The sequence below is a fragment of the Pseudomonas trivialis genome, from assembly GCF_036864995.1.
Lineage (GTDB): Bacteria > Pseudomonadota > Gammaproteobacteria > Pseudomonadales > Pseudomonadaceae > Aquipseudomonas > Aquipseudomonas trivialis.
This window is the reverse complement of record NZ_CP142151.1, coordinates 4,938,374-4,954,095: the sequence shown is the minus strand read 5'-3', so window position 1 is coordinate 4,954,095 and position 15,722 is coordinate 4,938,374. Positions and strand designations below refer to the sequence as shown.

Here is a 15,722-nt window from a genome sequence, read left to right as displayed (position 1 = left end):
TGGCGCTGTATTCAGCGGCGCTACAGTGATTGTTCGCGGCAGCGGCCAGCAGTAGGTTGAAACCATCTGCTGCCGGAGAAACTGTCATGCCTGAATACAAAGCTCCCCTGCGCGACATGCGCTTTCTGATCGACAACGTGTTCGACTTCCACAGCCATTACGCCGCCCTGGGCGCGACCGACGCCAGCCCGGACATGGTCAGCGCGATCCTCGAAGAAGGCGCGAAATTCTGCGAAAACGTACTCGCGCCGCTCAACCGCAGCGGCGATGAGGAAGGCTGCCACTTTGACAACGGGGTGGTCACCACGCCCAAGGGGTTCAAGGACGCCTTCGCCCAGTATGTGGAAGGCGGCTGGCATGGCGTGGCGGCGGACCCGGCCTACGGTGGCCAGGGTTTGCCGCAGTCACTGGGCCTGGTGCTGAGCGAGATGATCGGTTCCAGCAACACATCCTGGGGCATGTACCCCGGCCTCACCCACGGCGCGATGTCGGCGATCCATGCCCACGGCACCGAAGAACAGAAAGCCACGTTCCTGAGCAAACTCACCGCCGGGGAATGGACCGGCACCATGTGCCTCACCGAAGCCCATTGCGGCACCGACCTGGGCCTGATCAAGACCCGCGCCGTGCCCCAGGCGGATGGCAGCTATGCGGTCACTGGCAGCAAGATTTTCATCTCTGCCGGCGAGCACGACCTGAGCGCCAATATCATCCACCTGGTGCTGGCCAAGTTGCCGGACGCGCCTGCGGGCACCAAGGGCATCTCCTTGTTTATCGTGCCCAAGTTTCACGCTGATTCGGGCGAGCGCAATGCGGTGCATTGCGGGTCTATCGAACACAAGATGGGCATCAAGGCGTCCGCCACCTGTGTGCTGAATTTCGATGGTGCCAGGGGTTTTTTGATCGGCGAGGCGAACAAGGGCCTCAACTGCATGTTCACCATGATGAATCACGCGCGCCTGGGCACCGGGATGCAGGGCCTGTGCAATGGCGAGACGAGCTTCCAGGGGGCGGTGAAATACGCCAATGACCGCCTGCAAATGCGCTCGCTGACCGGCGCCAAAGCGCCCGAGAAAGCCGCCGACCCGATCATCGTGCACGCCGATGTGCGGCGCATGTTGCTGACCATGAAAGCCTTTAACGAAGGCAATCGCGCTCTGACTTATTTCACTGCGCAGTTGATCGACACGGCGCACCTGAGCAGCGATTCTACGGCGCGCCAGGAAGCCGACGACCTGCTGGCGTTCCTCACGCCGATCTGCAAGGCCTTCATGACCGACACCGGGCTTGAGGTGACCAACCACGGCATGCAGGTGTTTGGCGGGCACGGCTATATCCGTGAATGGGGCATGGAGCAGTTGGCGCGCGATGCGCGGATTGCGCCGATTTATGAAGGCACCAATGGCATCCAGGCCCTCGATCTGCTGGGGCGCAAGGTGCTCGGCAGCCAGGGCAAGTTGCTGCGCGGGTTTACCAAAATTGTGCATAAGTTCTGTGGGGCGAACGCCGAGCATCCGCAGCTCAAGGCGCAGGTGGCACTGCTCAATCAGTTGAATCAGGAGTGGGGCGAGTTGACGACCAGGGTGGGGATGGCGGCAATGAAGAACCCGGACGAAGTGGGCGCGGCGGCAGTGGATTACCTGATGTACAGCGGCTACATCATTCTCGCGTACCTGTGGCTGCGCATGGCGATTGCGGCGCAGGCGCTGGATGACGCGGAGTTTGCCCAGGTCAAGCTGGCGACGTGCGACTTTTACTTCAAACGGCTGTTACCGCGTACGGGTATGCACCGGGCGGCGGTGGAGGCAGGGAGTGACTGCCTGATGAGTTTGCCGGCGAATGCGTTTGCGCTGTAACGGTGTGGGAAGGGGCTTGGCGTGACTCTGAAATACTTGGCGGTCACGAACTGACGCTATGTGTTTGAAAAGTTGTTCGGTTACACTTGGAGCCTGTAAAACCGATCCCATTGAATCACTTTTACGTTCTCACGAGGTTTGCCATGGCTGATTACAAAGCGCCGCTGCGTGATATGCGCTTCGTCCTCAACGAAGTGTTCGAGGTCGCCACTACCTGGGCCCAATTGCCGGCATTGGCAGACAGCGTCGACGCCGAAACCGTCGAGGCGATCCTCGAGGAAGCCGGCAAAGTCACCGCCAAATCCATCGCCCCGATCAGCCGTGGCGGCGATGAACAAGGGTGTCGCTGGGACGACACCGCCGTGTTTACCCCGGACGGTTATCCACAGGCCTACAAAACCTATGCCGAAGGCGGCTGGGTGGGTGTTGGCGGCGATCCTGCCTTTGGGGGCATGGGCATGCCCAAAGCGGTATCGGCCCAGGTTGAAGAGATGATCAACTCGGCCAGCCTGGCGTTTGGCCTGTACCCGATGCTGACCTCCGGTGCCTGCGTGTCGATCGCCACCCACGCCACCGAAGCGCTCAAGGCCACTTATCTGCCGAAGATGTATTCCGGTGAGTGGGCAGGTTCCATGTGCCTGACCGAAGCCCATGCCGGCACCGACCTGGGGATTATTCGCACCAAGGCCGAGCCGCAGGCGGATGGTTCGTACACCATCAGCGGCACCAAGATCTTCATCACCGGTGGCGAACACGACCTCACTGAAAACATCATTCACCTGGTGCTGGCCAAGCTGCCAGACGCGCCAGCCGGGCCAAAGGGCATCTCGCTGTTTCTGGTGCCCAAGTTCATGGTCAATGCCGACGGCAGCCTGGGCGCGCGTAATCTGGTGAGCTGCGGCTCCATCGAACACAAGATGGGGATTCAGGCGTCCGCCACCTGCGTGATGAACTTCGACGGGGCCGTGGGGTTCCTGGTGGGCGAGCCTAACCGTGGCCTGGCGGCAATGTTCACCATGATGAACTACGAGCGTCTGGGCGTGGGCATCCAGGGCCTGGCCTCCGGTGAGCGCTCTTATCAGAACGCGATTGAGTACGCGCGCGACCGGCTGCAAAGCCGTTCGCCAACCGGCGCCCAGGCCAAAGACAAAGCGGCCGACCCGATCATCGTGCACCCCGATGTGCGTCGCATGCTGCTGACCATGAAGGCGTCGAACGAAGGCGGTCGCGCATTCTCCACCTACGTGGCGACGCAGTTGGACATCGCCAAGTTCAGTGAAGACGCTGCCGCGCGTGAGCGTGCCGACAACCTCGTCGCATTGCTCACTCCAGTGGCGAAGGCATTCCTCAGCGATCTGGGCCTGGAAACCACAGTGCTGGGTCAGCAGGTGTTTGGCGGCCATGGCTATATTCGCGAGTGGGGCCAGGAGCAACTGGTGCGTGATGTACGCATCACCCAGATCTACGAAGGCACCAACGGCATCCAGGCGCTGGACCTGGTGGGGCGCAAGATCGTCGGCAGCGGTGGCGCTTTCTACACGCTGTTTGCCGATGAAGTGCGCGAGTTCATCGCCACCGCTGGCGCCGAACTGGGCGAATTCACCCGGCCGCTCGGCAAGGCCGTGGATAACCTGGATGAGCTGACCGCCTGGGTGCTGGACCGCGCCAGGACCAACCCGAATGAAATCGGTGCGGCATCGGTGGAATATCTGCACGCCTTTGGCTATATGGCCTACGCCTATATGTGGGCGCGCATGGCCAAGGCAGCGTGGGGCAAACAAGGCGACGAAGACTTTTATGCGAGCAAGCTGGGCACTGCACGCTTCTACTTTGCGCGCCTGCTGCCGCGTATTCATTCGCTGAGTGCGTCGGTCAAAGCCGGTAGCGAATCATTGTTTTTGCTGGATGAGGCACTATTTTAAGGCTTTAAAAGGCGTGTAAGCATTCTCTTACATGACGTACTGCTATTCGTCCTCTATCGCCAAATTGGATCCATCGATAATCTACTTCACATGGACGTCGCGCAGGAAGCGCAAAGCAACAACATGGACACGTAGGATTCTGCCAGGATGGCGGAGTGAAATGGATGTCAGGGAAACAGTCTGCAAAGCCCCGCTTCGGCGGGGTTTTCTTTTGCCTGCGAAAAAGTCAGGGCGGGTCTGACGATGGCGCAATGCCAGAAACCACTGAACCCTCGCGGACGCCCAAGGTCGATTAGCTACACGGCTCGCACGAGCCGATTTTCTGGAGCTGACCCATGGATATCATTCGCATCATCATCGCCATTCTGCTGCCGCCACTGGGTGTGTTCCTGCAAGTAGGTTTCGGCGGCGCGTTCTGGCTGAACATCCTGTTGACCCTGTGCGGTTACTTCCCGGGCATCATCCATGCGGTGTACATCATCGCCAAGCGTTAAGGCCTGTCTGTTGCGCTGAAGATCAAATGCAGGAGGGGGCTTGCTCCCGATGGCAGTGGAGCGGTCACTGATTTGTTGACTGAGCCACCGCCATCGGGAGCAAGCCCCTCCCGCATTTTCAGACCTTATGGTGGTCCTTCAGCCTTTTGCGATCAGCCGTGAATTACGCTCATTGCGAAACGCCAGTTGTTCGATGGTCTGAGTGGCGTGCTCGGCTTCTTCCCTTGCCTGCAGGATGATGCCGTGGTGCTCGGACTTGCTGCACACCGGGTCGGCATTGCTGGCATCCCCCGTTAGCATGAACGCCTGACAGCGGCAGCCGCCGAAGTCCTTTTCCTTTTCATCGCATGAACGGCACGGCTCGGGCATCCAGTCATAGCCACGAAAACGATTGAAGCCGAACGAGTCATACCAGATGTGCTGCATGCTGTGGTCGCGCACATTGGGGAATTGCACCGGCATTTGCCTCGCGCCATGGCAGGGCAGGGCAGTGCCGTCCGGTGTGACGGTCAGGAAGATGCTGCCCCAGCCGTTCATGCAGGCCTTGGGCCGCTCCTCGTAATAATCCGGAGTCACGAAGATCAGCTTGCAGGGATGGCCCTCGGCTTCTAGCTTGGCGCGGTATTCGTTGGTGATGCGCTCGGCGCGCACCAGTTGCTCCCGGGTCGGTAGCAATCCCACCCGATTGAGCTGCGCCCAGCCATAGAACTGGCAGGTGGCGAGCTCAACGAAGTCCGCCTCCAGCGCAATGCACAGCTCGATGATGCGGTCGATCTTGTCGATGTTGTGCCGATGGGTGACGAAGTTAAGCACCATCGGATAGCCGTGGGCCTTCACCGCGCGAGCCATTTCCAGCTTTTGCGCGAACGCTTTTTTCGAGCCGGCCAGCAGGTTGTTCACCTGCTCGTCGCTGGCCTGGAAGCTGATCTGGATATGGTCCAGGCCGGCTTTCTTGAAGTCGCTGATCTTCTGTTCGGTGAGGCCGATGCCGGAGGTGATCAGGTTGGTGTAGAACCCAAGCTTGCGCGCCTCGCTGATGAGTTCGGCGAGGTCCTGACGCACCAGCGGTTCGCCGCCGGAAAACCCCAGCTGCGCGGCCCCCATCTCGCGAGCTTCGCGAAATACCTTTATCCACTGCTCGGTAGTCAGCTCCTTGCCCTGCTCGGCAAAATCCAGCGGGTTGGAGCAATACGGGCACTGCAACGGGCAGCGGTAGGTCAGCTCGGCGAGCAGCCATAATGGCAGGCCGACAGGCGGCTTTTCAGGCAAGTTCGATCCAGTGCTCAGCACGGGCGACCTCCATGAATTGCTCAATGTCTTCACCGAGTTCAGGCACGCCGGGAAATTGCCGGTCCAGCTCGGCGATGATGGCCGCCACATCGCGCTCGCCATCAATCAAGCCGCCAATCAGCGCGGCGCTTTCGTTGAGCTTGATCATGCCTTCCGGGTACAGCAGCACATGGCCTTTTTGCGCAGGCTCATACTGGTAGCGATAGCCTTGGCGCCACACGGGTTTTTTGCTGCGATCAAAGCTCATAGGGTGATCCCTTTATGCCAGACCCGCTGCTCGGTCACGCTGTGATACGGCGGGCGTTTGAGTTCGTAGGCCATGCTCATGGCGTCGAGCATGCTCCACAGAATGTCGAGTTTGAACTGCAGGATTTCCAGCATGCGTTCCTGGCCTGCACGGGTGGTGTAATGCTGTAGCGTGATCGCCAGACCGTGCTCCACATCGCGGCGCGCCTGGCCCAGGCGGGTACGGAAATACTCATAGCCGGCCGGATCGATCCAGGGGTAATGCTGGGGCCAGCTGTCGAGGCGCGACTGGTGGATCTGCGGCGCGAACAGCTCGGTCAACGAACTGCTGGCGGCTTCCTGCCAGCCGGCGCGGCGGGCGAAGTTGACGTAGGCGTCCACCGCAAAGCGCACGCCGGGCAGCACCAGTTCCTGGGAGCGCAACTGGTCGGGGTCCAGGCCCACCGCCTGGCCCAGGCGCAGCCAGGCTTCGATGCCGCCGTCCTCACCCGGCGCACCGTCATGGTCGAGCAGGCGCTGGATCCACTCGCGGCGGATTTCGCGGTCGGGGCAGTTGGCCAGGATCGCGGCGTCTTTCAGGGGAATGTTCACCTGATAGTAGAAGCGGTTGGCGACCCAGCCCTGAATTTGCTCGCGGCTGGCGCGACCTTCGTACATCGCCACGTGGTAAGGGTGATGGATATGGTAGAAGTCACCCTTGGCGCGCAGGGCTGCTTCAAATTCGGCGGTGGTCAGGGCTGTGTCAGTCATTTCGATAGCTCCTACAATTCAATGCTCATGCCGTCGTAAGCCACTTCGACATTGCGCCGCACCAGTTCCGCGCGTTCGGGTGAGTCCTCATCGAGGATCGGATTGGTGTTGTTGATGTGGATCAGCACCTTGCGCTGCTCGGGCAATTGTTCCAGCACTTCCAGCATGCCGCCGGGGCCGTTCTGCGCCAGGTGGCCCATCTCGCGACCGGTGCGTGTGCCGACGCCGCGGCGCTGCATCTCATCGTCGTCCCACATCGTGCCGTCCACCAGCAGGCAGTCGCTGCCGGCCATGATCTCCAGCAATGGCGCGTCGACCTTGCCCAGGCCTGGGGCGTAGAACAGCTTGCCGCCGGTGCGCAGGTCTTCGACGATCAGGCCGATGTTGTCACCCGGATGCGGGTCGAAGCGATGCGGCGAATAGGGCGGCGCGGCGCTACGCAGCGGCAGCGGGGTAAAGCGCAGATTGGGGCAGGCCGGGATGGTGAAGCTGGCGTCCAGTTCGATGCGGTTCCAGGTCAGGCCGCCGTTCCAGTGGGTAAGCATGGTGAACAGCGGGAAACCGGTGCTCAGGTCTTCATGGACCATGTCGGTGCACCACACCTGGTGCGGGCAACCTTCGCGCAGGCTCAGCAGGCCGGTGGTGTGGTCGATCTGGCTGTCCATCAGGATGATCGCGCTGATGCCGGTATCCCGCAGCGCCCGTCCGGGTTGCATCGGCGCAAAGCCTTGCAACTGCGCGCGAATATCCGGTGAGGCGTTGCACAGTACCCAATTCACACCATCGTCGGAGATTGCAATGGATGACTGGGTGCGCGCGTGGGCGCGCAGGCTGCCGTCGCGAAAACCTGCGCAGTTCACGCAGTTGCAGTTCCACTGCGGGAAACCACCGCCGGCGGCGGAACCTAGAATCTGGACAAACATGGTCGCTCCATCAAACAAAGCTCAAAACAAAAACGCCCCGGGCGAACCGAGGCGTTGTATTACCCAGCGGATTAACGGCTGGCGAAGTACATGGTGACTTCGAAACCAATGCGCAGATCAGTGTAAGCAGGTTTGGACCAGGTCATGTTCTTACTCCTACGTAGGGATGGGATGTGTAATACATATAGTCCATCTCCTGTCGGAGATGTTCAGATGTGTGCGTGTGAATGTTACGCAATTCTTTTCAAGTTAGCGCTGTCTTGATGGAAAAAGCCTTTTGCAAAGGCAGCAATGATCGCTGTTCAGTCGATCATACGTGGGCCATTGGCGACATAGCGCCAGCCACCCGCTGCATTTTGCAACTGCCGGGCGGCGTGCAGCAGGTCGCCCCGGGTGCACGCCAGAATCCGTTGTTGCAGTTGCAGCAGGTAATCCGACGGGTGGCCTGCCAGGTGCGCGTGCCACAGCAGCTCTGCAGCTTGCGCGGTGGGCAGCGCCTGTAGGGCGAATTGTTCGGCCAAGGGCTGGTTGCCCAACTCGTCGCTGCGCTCGATCAACGTCGGCAACTGCTGGAGGAAGGTTTGCAGGTGCCCGACGATGTCTTCCAATGACGCCGTGGGCGATTGCACACCCAACAGCAGTCCGGTTTGTCCGTTGATCTGTCGGACGCAGCTGAAGATCGCGTAGCCCAATTGCAGCTCGACGCGCAGGCGTTGGTAGAAGGGGGCTTGCAGCAGGTGACCGAGCAGGCGCCAGGCGGCTTCATCGGCCAGGGATCCGCTCGGTGTGGGGCAGAACAGCAGCAGGGCGGCTTCGCTCGTGTCGGTTTTTACTGCGTGCCAAAGGTGTTGGCCGGCAAGATCTGCAACGTCGTGATCGATGATCGCGGGTTGTCCAGGCAAGCGCGCGGCGGCCGCTTTGATCGCGGTCTCGCACATGGCTGTCAGCCCTATGCCCAAGCCTTGCCAGCGAGCGTCGGACCATGACGCTGGCGTCTCATCGGCGCCGGTCGCGTTGGCACAGCACTCAGGCAGCGCCTTGAGCAGTGCCCGAATGGCGATCATCGGCACCGGCGCGGGAGCTGGCGCTTGCGGCTGGTTCAGCGCATGGGCCAAGGCTTCGAGCACCGCAGGCATTGGCTGTTGAAGACCGATCATCTTCACCCGCCAGTCATTGCTCGTAGCCTCGAAAGACAATTCGACACCGGCCTGACCGGCATTTTCGCGCAATGTCTGCAGCGTACTGTCCAGCTCGGGGGCGGGCGCGTTGAAGCGCCACTGCAGATACAACGCGCCTTCATCACTGTCATCGGCCAGCGCATGGCTGAAGGTCAGCGCCGATGCGTCCTTGCGGCCCCGTGAACGATCCTGGGCAAAGGTGCGCAACCCGCGATGGGCGCTGGTCTGGCCGCGAATCAGGCCTGCGCGCTCTTCCTTGACAGGGGGGCGCAGGAAGGGATTGTTGGGAGCAGGCTGCCACCCGTGTCGGGACACGGGCAGGTGCAATGAGTCGAGCATGGCCTTGAGTGCTGCGACCGCAGGTTCCGACAGTGCTTCGCCGTGATTGCGGGCCAGCGCCAGTGCGCCCTGGGTCTGCTGTTGACGAGCGGCCAACAGGGCGAATTCTTCGCGCAGGGAGGTCCAGTCACTGTGGGCAAAAAAGCTCAGCCAGTCGTACAGCAGTGTCTCGATCTGCGCTGTTTCTTGAGTCTCGACGGTGAAGTCGATAACCAGCAGCGCCTGCCCCGCAAAGTCGTACGGCACCGAGGCGTGCAGCGCGGTGGCCAGTTGCTGCGTTTTCAGTTCAGCCAGCAGCCCGCCCGGTGCCGAAGCGTTGAGCCAGGTACATAGAAATTCCAGTGCTTCGCGAGGGGCTTCGCAGCAAATGACCTGATGCAAGTGATTGCCGGCCAGGTGTTGATAGCTCTGCGCCTGGCCGGGCATCAATGGCGGCGGCAAGGTTTGCGGGTGCAGGGGGCCTGAAGCCAGGGCGTCGCTGAAGCGTTGCGCCAACGCCTCCAGTTCTGCCAACGGCTGTGGGCCTGCAAGGCTCAAGGTCATCTGCCCGCTTTGATAAAAATGCTCATGGAATGCCCGCAAGGCCTGTTGAAACGCCTCGCTTTCCACCGGCAGGCTGTCGCGATTGCCTGCGTGAAAGCCCCGCAACGGATGATCGGCCGCCAGGCCCTGCAAAAGCGCCACTTGCTGTTGCGCAGCCGCATCCTGGGACCAGGCGATAAACTCCGCATGCAGCACTTCCCGTTCGCGCAGTTGGTCTTCGCTTGTCAGCCGAGGGTGGGTAAGCATGTCTGCCAGCCGTTCCAACCCATCGGCAAAGGTCGAGACCGGTAGCTCAAAGAAGAAGTCGGTGGCGCGTTCGCGGGTGCTGGCATTGACCTGACCACCATGACGCTGCACGTAAGCCATCAGCCCATCGCTTGCAGGAAAACGCTCGGTCCCCAGGAACAACAAATGCTCAAGAAAATGCGCCAGCCCAGGCCAGACCAACGGCACATCATGGCTACCGGCAGCCACGCGCAAGGCTGCAGCGCAACGCTTCAAGCGCGGTGCATGGCGCAACGAGACGCGCAGGCCGTTGGCCAAGGTCAGGTGGATGGGATGAGATTGGGCCGGCGCAGGCATGGGCACTTCCGAAGCGAGGGAAGTGCCTATGCTAACAAACCCGCTGGATCAGGGCTTGTGCAGCGCGCCGTACAGTTCCGGGCGGCGGTCTTGCAAATAGTGGTTGGCGGCGCGGGCAGCGAGGATCGATTGGCGATCCAGCGCCCCGACGATCAAGGCTTCGTCCAATCCCGCCTGGGCGACGCGCTGACCGTCCGGCGCGGCGATGCTGCTTTGCCCGCAATACTGGATCTCACCTTCATGCCCGCAATAATTGGCGTAGGCCACGTAGCACTGGTTCTCGAAGGCGCGCGCCCGCACGGTGACGTCAGCCACAAAGTCGAACGGCACCATGTTGGCCGTGGGCACCAGGATCAGCTCGGCACCGGCCAGGGCCAGGCGCCGGGTGTTTTCCGGGAACTCCAAGTCATAGCAAATCAGCAGCCCCAGCTTCCAGCCGTTAAGTTCGACCAGCGGAAAATCATCGCCGCCGGCGCTGAACATCGAACGGTCGAGGTCGCCGAACAGGTGCGTCTTGCGGTAATTGCACAGGCGCTGACCTTGCGCGTCGATCAACTGCACAGCGTTATAGACTTGCCCATCTTCGGCGCGCTCCGGGTAGCCGTACACAATCGCCAAGCCGGCGTTTCGCGCAATCTCGGCAATGGCCTGGGCAGAATCCCCGTCCTGCGCCTCGGCCAAGGCACCTGCCGCTTCGAGGCCAATGTTGTAGCCGCTGAGAAACATCTCCGGCAGCACCAGCACATCGGCGCCGGCGGCCTCTTGCGCCACCTGGTGCAGGCGCTTGAGGTTGCCGGCCACGTCCAGCGGCAGCGGCGGGCATTGATACAGGGCGACACGCATGACGCAGCTCCTTGAGTCGGGCAGTTATTCAGGCAGGGCAATCGGCCCGATTTCATCGAACACATCACCCGGTCCCGGGTTCTCGGGGTGAGTGCCGCCACCAAAGTGATTCATGATGCCCCACACCGCGTTGAGGGAGGTTTGCACCGCGCCTTCGACCCACGCAGGCGTCCAGGACACATCGTCGCCGGCAATGAAAATCCCACGCTGCTCGGCGGGCATGTCCTTCTGCATGAAGTGCGCATACATCCGCTGGTTGTAGCGATAGTGGCCGGGCAATGCGCCCTTGAAGGCACCGAGAAAATGCGGGTCGGCTTCCCAGGACACGGTGATCGGATCGCCGATGATGCGCGCCTTTATGTCGACTTTCGGGTAAATCTTGTTCAGGGCGTCCAGCGCCAGTTTCACCCGTTTATCGATGGGCTGCGGCAGCATTTTCAGCGCGTCGCTCATCCACGAGTACGACAGACAGATGACGCCCGGCTTGTCGTCGCCATTGTCGAACAGGTAAGTGCCACGGGTCAGGCGGTCGGTGAGGGTCATGCTCATCAGGTCGCGGCCGGTTTCCGGGTCCTTGTCCTTCCAGAACGGGCGGTCGACCATCACGAAGGTTTTCGACGACTGCATGTAGCGCGTACGGTCCAGGGCCATCCACATCTTTTGCGAGAATAGGGTTTCGTCGCATTCGATCTGTGTGGTCAGCAGCCAGCTCTGGCAGGTGGTGAGCACCGCAGCGTATTCGCGGGTGTCGCCGTAATTGTCGGTAACTGCGAAACGGCCGTCCGCCGCATGGGCAATGCGCTTGACCCCGGCGCGTGGCGCGCCGCAGTGCAATGAGCTGAGGCTGGTGCCGGCCGGCCAGTGGGCGCAACGCTCCGGCACATGGCGCCAGATGCCCATGGGCACCTGCGCCACGCCGCCGACCACCAGGTGCTGGTGATCGTCGCAGTTGGTCATCACCACGCGAAAGATCTCCAGCATCGAGTTGGGGAAGTCCGAGTCCCAGCCGCCGGTGCCGAAACCCACCTGGCCAAACACTTCGCGATGCTGGAACGACAACTTGGCGAACGCCTTCGAGGTGGCCACGAAGTCATAGAAAGTGCGGTCGTCCCACAGAGGCACCAGCTTGTTCCACAGCGTTTTCAGACGCGGCACATCGCGGTCGCGGATGGCCTGCTGGATATCGCCGAACTGCGAACCGGCCTCCAGGGCATCGGCCCAGGCGTCGGCCACTTCCTGGAACAGCACCGGCAAGTCCGAGAGCTTCTGCGCGTAGTAAGTCTCGCCTTCCAGATCAATCACTGTGCTGCCGGAGGCTGGCGTCAGCGGATTGGGAAACGGTTTGGTTTCCAGTCCCAGCTTGTCCACATAGTGATAGAACGCTGTGGACGACACCGGAAACCGCATGCCGCCCAGCTCCGCAATGATGCCCTCGGCGCCTTCAAACGCCTGGGAGCGCAAACGGCCGCCCATTTTCGAGGCTTCGTACACCACCGGTTTCAGACCCAGCTTCATCAGCTCATAGGCCGCGACCAACCCGGCAATCCCCGCGCCGACAATCGCCACCTCGGCCCCGTGATTGGCAGCAGGAATGCTGCCCAGGCCCGCCGGATGCTCGATCCAGTCATCAAAGGCAAACGGAAAATCCGGGCCGAAGATAGTGATCGGTTTTTTACCGTCGGCAGGGTGGCGAATGGTCTTGCTGAGGGTGCTGGACGGAATGCTCATGGCTGACCTTGTTGACGACTCGACGGGAAGCGACCCGCTGAGTATAGGAAAAGATGGCAGCCAGTTTAGGGAGCGCAGAGGTCATTAATAAGACGCAATGTGTCGTCATATTGAGCTTGTTTTAGTCAATATGACGAGTCGATCGATCAGATTGGTTGTGCGCGATCCAGTTTGTTGCTGAGGATGATCGACGTGGTGGTTTTTTCAACGCCGTCGACACTGCCGATCTGATCGAGCAGTTGGTCGAGTTGCTCGGGCGAATCGGTGCGCAGCCAGGCCACGTAATCGAATTCGCCGCTGACGGCGCAGAGTTGCTGCACCTGGGCCATGGCGCTGAGTTTGCGCAGCACTTCCTTGCCGGAGCGTGGTTGTACGGTGATACCTACATAGGCCTGCAAACCACCGTCGGCGACACGTTGACTGAGGCGGACACCGTAACCGGTGATCACCTGGGTTTTCTCCAGCCGCGCCAGGCGAGAGGTGACCGTAGTGCGCGCGATGCCGAGCTGGCGAGCGAGCATGGCCACGCTTTCGCGTGCGTTAAGTTGCAGCGCAGCGATGAGTTGGCGGTCGATTTCGTCTAGGGTGGCCAAGGGGGCTCCGGGATGGGGGGCGGTTGGGGGCATGTTACAGGCTTGTAACGGGAAAAGCCTGAGACCAGAAACGACGAAAGCCGCGCAATGCGCGGCTTTCAAGATGGTGGGCCCAGTAGGACTCGAACCTACGACCAAGGGATTATGAGTTGCTGGGCGAGCTGCTATGCCTAGAGAAAGTGTTCGTAGGTGAACGTAGCTTGGCATAGCTGGGGCCCCCGTATTTTCTGGTGTTGAGCGTAATTTTGAGAAGGTTGCCTAAGCTGAGTACTGTACCGTGTTTGTACTGTTTATGCTGCGGACCAGCCTCAACTTGGATCACAGGGATTTCACTACGCTTGTTCCTGGGGCTTTAAGCTATGGACGCTTTCCAGGGGATGAAGCGACACAAGCTGCCGGTATGGACCTTGGCAGTGCAATGGGAAATTCAGCCCCCTCTAAACCTCAGGCCTGTCGGTCCAGCCCTTTCGCAGAAAAACCTCACCGAGCTCGCCAGCCGGAGGGAGGAGCAGCGCGTTCCTGATTTAGATTTGTGCGACCTCAATCCCAAGCATGTTGAGCCCTCCTGCTATGACGTTTGCTTTGGTCAAATACCGGAGCACTATCCCTCAAAATCGCATGGTGGCAATATGGTTTCTCGTTGTTGTTCTAATTGCACCAGGGAGGGACCGCTATGCCAGAACGCCAGAGGTTGGTAGCTGAATTGTTAGCAATCATGCTCGACTACAAGCAGGGTAGTATCAATGAGCCGGATGAGGCGCATGTAGAACGTTGGCTAGCACAGTTCGATGAGGACGTGCAGCTAGACGTTCTGCGGGAAACGGTACACATCCTTAAAGAAACCTACTTCTCCAAAAGTGAGATAGAGGAAACTTTTTCAGGATTGATTTATGACGATGACTTTATCGGTGATGACGCAACCGGCTTCTGGTCTGAAGCTTCCCTCCTCGATATTCAACAAGGTGGTAATAGCCAGCGAGATCTTGTTGATATGTTTTCAAGGTTGGTGGAAGAGGAACTTGGTGAGGAGGTTGAAGTTAATTCGGATGACTCGAGTTGTTATTTTTATTTAGATGATGCTGTTTTTTCCGGAAATAGATTGCTTACAGATCTTACATCTTGGATAAATGGCCCTGCGCCGCAGAATGCTCAGTTGTACATTGTAGCTATTGCGTTGCACTCCTACGGGAAATATAATGTTGGGCGGAGGCTTGATCAGGTAATAAGAGCGTCGGGAAAAAATATTAATTATTTCTGGAAGTACGTTATTGAGTTTGAGGATAGGCTCTACCATAACTCTATTACAGATGTATTAAGACCTAAAAGTGCGCCCGATGATGATGATGTTACGGCTTATATTGCAGATATGGCGCATCCGCCAGCGTTTAGGGCCGGCAATAGCAGGGGAGGGCATGCAATATTTTCATCAGCTGCAGGCCGCGATTTAATCGAGCAGCAGTTCTTAATAGCTGGTGCCAAGATTAGAACGATTTGTCCAAATCTACCAGCCAGACATAGACCGCTTGGTTATAATACCCTTGATATGCTTGGGTTTGGATCAATGTTTGTTACTTATCGAAATTGCCCTAATAATGCTCCGCTTGCTTTATGGGTAGGGGATCCATGGTATCCTTTATTTCCTCGTTCGACGAACGCAGATGCGGCATTTAATAGACAATGGGGTAGGTAGAATCAGATGGGGAAGGTAGCCATACGGGAGTACGAACGTAGCGAAAGCATAGTGTTCCTGAAAACCAACGAGGAGTTTGGCGGACTTTCCAATATGGCCGGTGGCTTCCCCCTGTTTGTCAATGGCCAAAAAATTCTCACTTCAGAAGCGCTTTATCAGGCGTGTCGTTTTCCTCATCTCCCTGACGTTCAGCGTCTGATAATTGCGCAAACTAGCCCCATGACCGCAAAAATGCGTTCAAAGCCATACCGTTCCGACTCTAGGCCGGATTGGCTGAGAACACGAGTCAGGATTATGAGATGGTGCTTGCGCGCAAAGCTTCTTCAGAACTGGGATAATTTTTCAAAGCTGCTGCTAAAAACAAAGAGTCTTCCTATTGTGGAACAGTCCTCAAAGGATAGGTTCTGGGGGGCTTCACCGTCGGAACACCATAACTTGGTAGGTGCGAACGTTCTGGGGCGACTTCTTATGGAGTTGCGTGAAGATGTGATGCTGAATCAATTTGATCGCTATGAGCTTGCAGCGTTGGATATACAAGATTTTTTATTGTACGATCAGCCAATAAAAAGTATCACGTTAGCTGATGTGGTCATCTCGCCCGAAAATAGGCCTTTGTTTGATTGAGTGCGTTAGTAGTTTTGATTTTTTCAGTTGTTAGTTGTGGCAGCTTGGCCTTCCGAACTATTGGGGTTGAAGAACGCGCTTAGCCGATAGCATTAAATTTGGTGTTGGTCGGGTTACACCG

14 protein-coding genes are annotated in these 15,722 nt (G+C 59.0%); 5 read left to right on the top strand and 9 right to left on the bottom strand.

Annotated features, from left to right (window positions below; genetic code table 11):
• Nucleotides 1–86 precede the first annotated feature (86 nt).
• The 3 genes from VRB54_RS21950 (at nt 87) to VRB54_RS21940 (ending at nt 4,272) form a co-directional block, all read left to right on the top strand.
• Nucleotides 87–1,856: an acyl-CoA dehydrogenase C-terminal domain-containing protein gene (locus tag VRB54_RS21950; RefSeq protein WP_338478729.1), complete on the top strand. Its 1,770-nt coding sequence runs from the start codon at nt 87–89 to the stop codon at nt 1,854–1,856.
• Between the two features lie 143 nt (nt 1,857–1,999).
• Entirely contained in the window at nt 2,000–3,778 is a 1,779-nt protein-coding gene (locus VRB54_RS21945; protein WP_338478728.1) for an acyl-CoA dehydrogenase C-terminal domain-containing protein, read from the top strand.
• 335 nt (nt 3,779–4,113) lie between these two features.
• Nucleotides 4,114–4,272: a YqaE/Pmp3 family membrane protein gene (locus VRB54_RS21940; RefSeq protein ID WP_003194776.1), complete on the top strand. Its 159-nt coding sequence runs from the start codon at nt 4,114–4,116 to the stop codon at nt 4,270–4,272.
• 138 nt (nt 4,273–4,410) lie between these two features.
• Here VRB54_RS21940 and pqqE read toward each other — a convergent pair whose 3' ends face one another.
• From pqqE to VRB54_RS21895, 9 genes are all read right to left on the bottom strand, one after another.
• Complete coding sequence (gene pqqE / locus VRB54_RS21935; protein ID WP_422396118.1) at nt 4,411–5,541, bottom strand: pyrroloquinoline quinone biosynthesis protein PqqE; 1,131 nt, start codon at nt 5,539–5,541, stop codon at nt 4,411–4,413.
• Nucleotides 5,534–5,809, bottom strand: coding sequence for a pyrroloquinoline quinone biosynthesis peptide chaperone PqqD (gene pqqD, locus VRB54_RS21930; RefSeq protein WP_057006651.1), 276 nt, complete (start codon nt 5,807–5,809; stop codon nt 5,534–5,536). The genes pqqE and pqqD overlap by 8 nt, the downstream gene beginning before the upstream one ends.
• A complete protein-coding gene (gene pqqC / locus VRB54_RS21925) occupies nt 5,806–6,558 on the bottom strand; it encodes a pyrroloquinoline-quinone synthase PqqC (protein ID WP_338478726.1) in 753 nt (250 codons plus the stop codon). The genes pqqD and pqqC overlap by 4 nt, the downstream gene beginning before the upstream one ends.
• Before the next feature lie 11 nt (nt 6,559–6,569).
• Nucleotides 6,570–7,481 (bottom strand): pyrroloquinoline quinone biosynthesis protein PqqB, encoded by a 912-nt coding sequence (gene pqqB / locus VRB54_RS21920; RefSeq protein WP_057006653.1) that lies wholly within the window; start codon nt 7,479–7,481, stop codon nt 6,570–6,572.
• Between the two features lie 71 nt (nt 7,482–7,552).
• The gene (gene pqqA, locus VRB54_RS21915; protein ID WP_003194766.1) at nt 7,553–7,627 is read right to left on the bottom strand and encodes a pyrroloquinoline quinone precursor peptide PqqA; all 75 of its coding nucleotides are present in this window, start codon (nt 7,625–7,627) and stop codon (nt 7,553–7,555) included.
• 156 nt (nt 7,628–7,783) lie between these two features.
• Entirely contained in the window at nt 7,784–10,123 is a 2,340-nt protein-coding gene (pqqF, locus tag VRB54_RS21910) for a pyrroloquinoline quinone biosynthesis protein PqqF (protein WP_338478725.1), read from the bottom strand.
• A 48-nt stretch (nt 10,124–10,171) separates the two neighbouring features.
• Nucleotides 10,172–10,966, bottom strand: coding sequence for a carbon-nitrogen hydrolase family protein (locus VRB54_RS21905; protein WP_338478724.1), 795 nt, complete (start codon nt 10,964–10,966; stop codon nt 10,172–10,174).
• A 24-nt stretch (nt 10,967–10,990) separates the two neighbouring features.
• Nucleotides 10,991–12,694: a flavin monoamine oxidase family protein gene (locus VRB54_RS21900; protein WP_338478723.1), complete on the bottom strand. Its 1,704-nt coding sequence runs from the start codon at nt 12,692–12,694 to the stop codon at nt 10,991–10,993.
• Between the two features lie 146 nt (nt 12,695–12,840).
• Entirely contained in the window at nt 12,841–13,287 is a 447-nt protein-coding gene (locus VRB54_RS21895; RefSeq protein WP_003232633.1) for an Lrp/AsnC family transcriptional regulator, read from the bottom strand.
• Between the two features lie 673 nt (nt 13,288–13,960).
• Here VRB54_RS21895 and VRB54_RS21890 point away from each other — a divergent pair.
• Together VRB54_RS21890 and VRB54_RS21885 are read left to right on the top strand one after the other, a co-directional pair.
• Nucleotides 13,961–14,977 carry a phosphoribosyltransferase-like protein gene (locus VRB54_RS21890; RefSeq protein WP_338478722.1) on the top strand — a complete coding sequence of 339 codons (1,017 nt, stop codon included), beginning with the start codon at nt 13,961–13,963 and terminating at the stop codon, nt 14,975–14,977.
• Nucleotides 14,978–15,028: 51 nt separating this feature from the next.
• Complete coding sequence (locus tag VRB54_RS21885; protein ID WP_338478721.1) at nt 15,029–15,601, top strand: NADAR family protein; 573 nt, start codon at nt 15,029–15,031, stop codon at nt 15,599–15,601.
• Nucleotides 15,602–15,722 lie beyond the last annotated feature (121 nt).

Bases quoted from the DNA above. Each gene is read 5' to 3' on its own strand.
- pqqB (WP_057006653.1), bottom strand. From the start codon at position 7,481: ATGTTTGTCCAGATTCTAGGTTCCGCCGCCGGCGGTGGTTTCCCGCAG.
- pqqD (WP_057006651.1), bottom strand. From the start codon at position 5,809: ATGAGCTTTGATCGCAGCAAAAAACCCGTGTGGCGCCAAGGCTATCGC.
- VRB54_RS21940 (WP_003194776.1), top strand. From the start codon at position 4,114: ATGGATATCATTCGCATCATCATCGCCATTCTGCTGCCGCCACTGGGT.
- VRB54_RS21890 (WP_338478722.1), top strand. From the start codon at position 13,961: ATGCCAGAACGCCAGAGGTTGGTAGCTGAATTGTTAGCAATCATGCTC.
- VRB54_RS21950 (WP_338478729.1), top strand. From the start codon at position 87: ATGCCTGAATACAAAGCTCCCCTGCGCGACATGCGCTTTCTGATCGAC.
- pqqF (WP_338478725.1), bottom strand. From the start codon at position 10,123: ATGCCTGCGCCGGCCCAATCTCATCCCATCCACCTGACCTTGGCCAAC.
- pqqC (WP_338478726.1), bottom strand. From the start codon at position 6,558: ATGACTGACACAGCCCTGACCACCGCCGAATTTGAAGCAGCCCTGCGC.
- VRB54_RS21905 (WP_338478724.1), bottom strand. From the start codon at position 10,966: ATGCGTGTCGCCCTGTATCAATGCCCGCCGCTGCCGCTGGACGTGGCC.
- VRB54_RS21945 (WP_338478728.1), top strand. From the start codon at position 2,000: ATGGCTGATTACAAAGCGCCGCTGCGTGATATGCGCTTCGTCCTCAAC.
- VRB54_RS21900 (WP_338478723.1), bottom strand. From the start codon at position 12,694: ATGAGCATTCCGTCCAGCACCCTCAGCAAGACCATTCGCCACCCTGCC.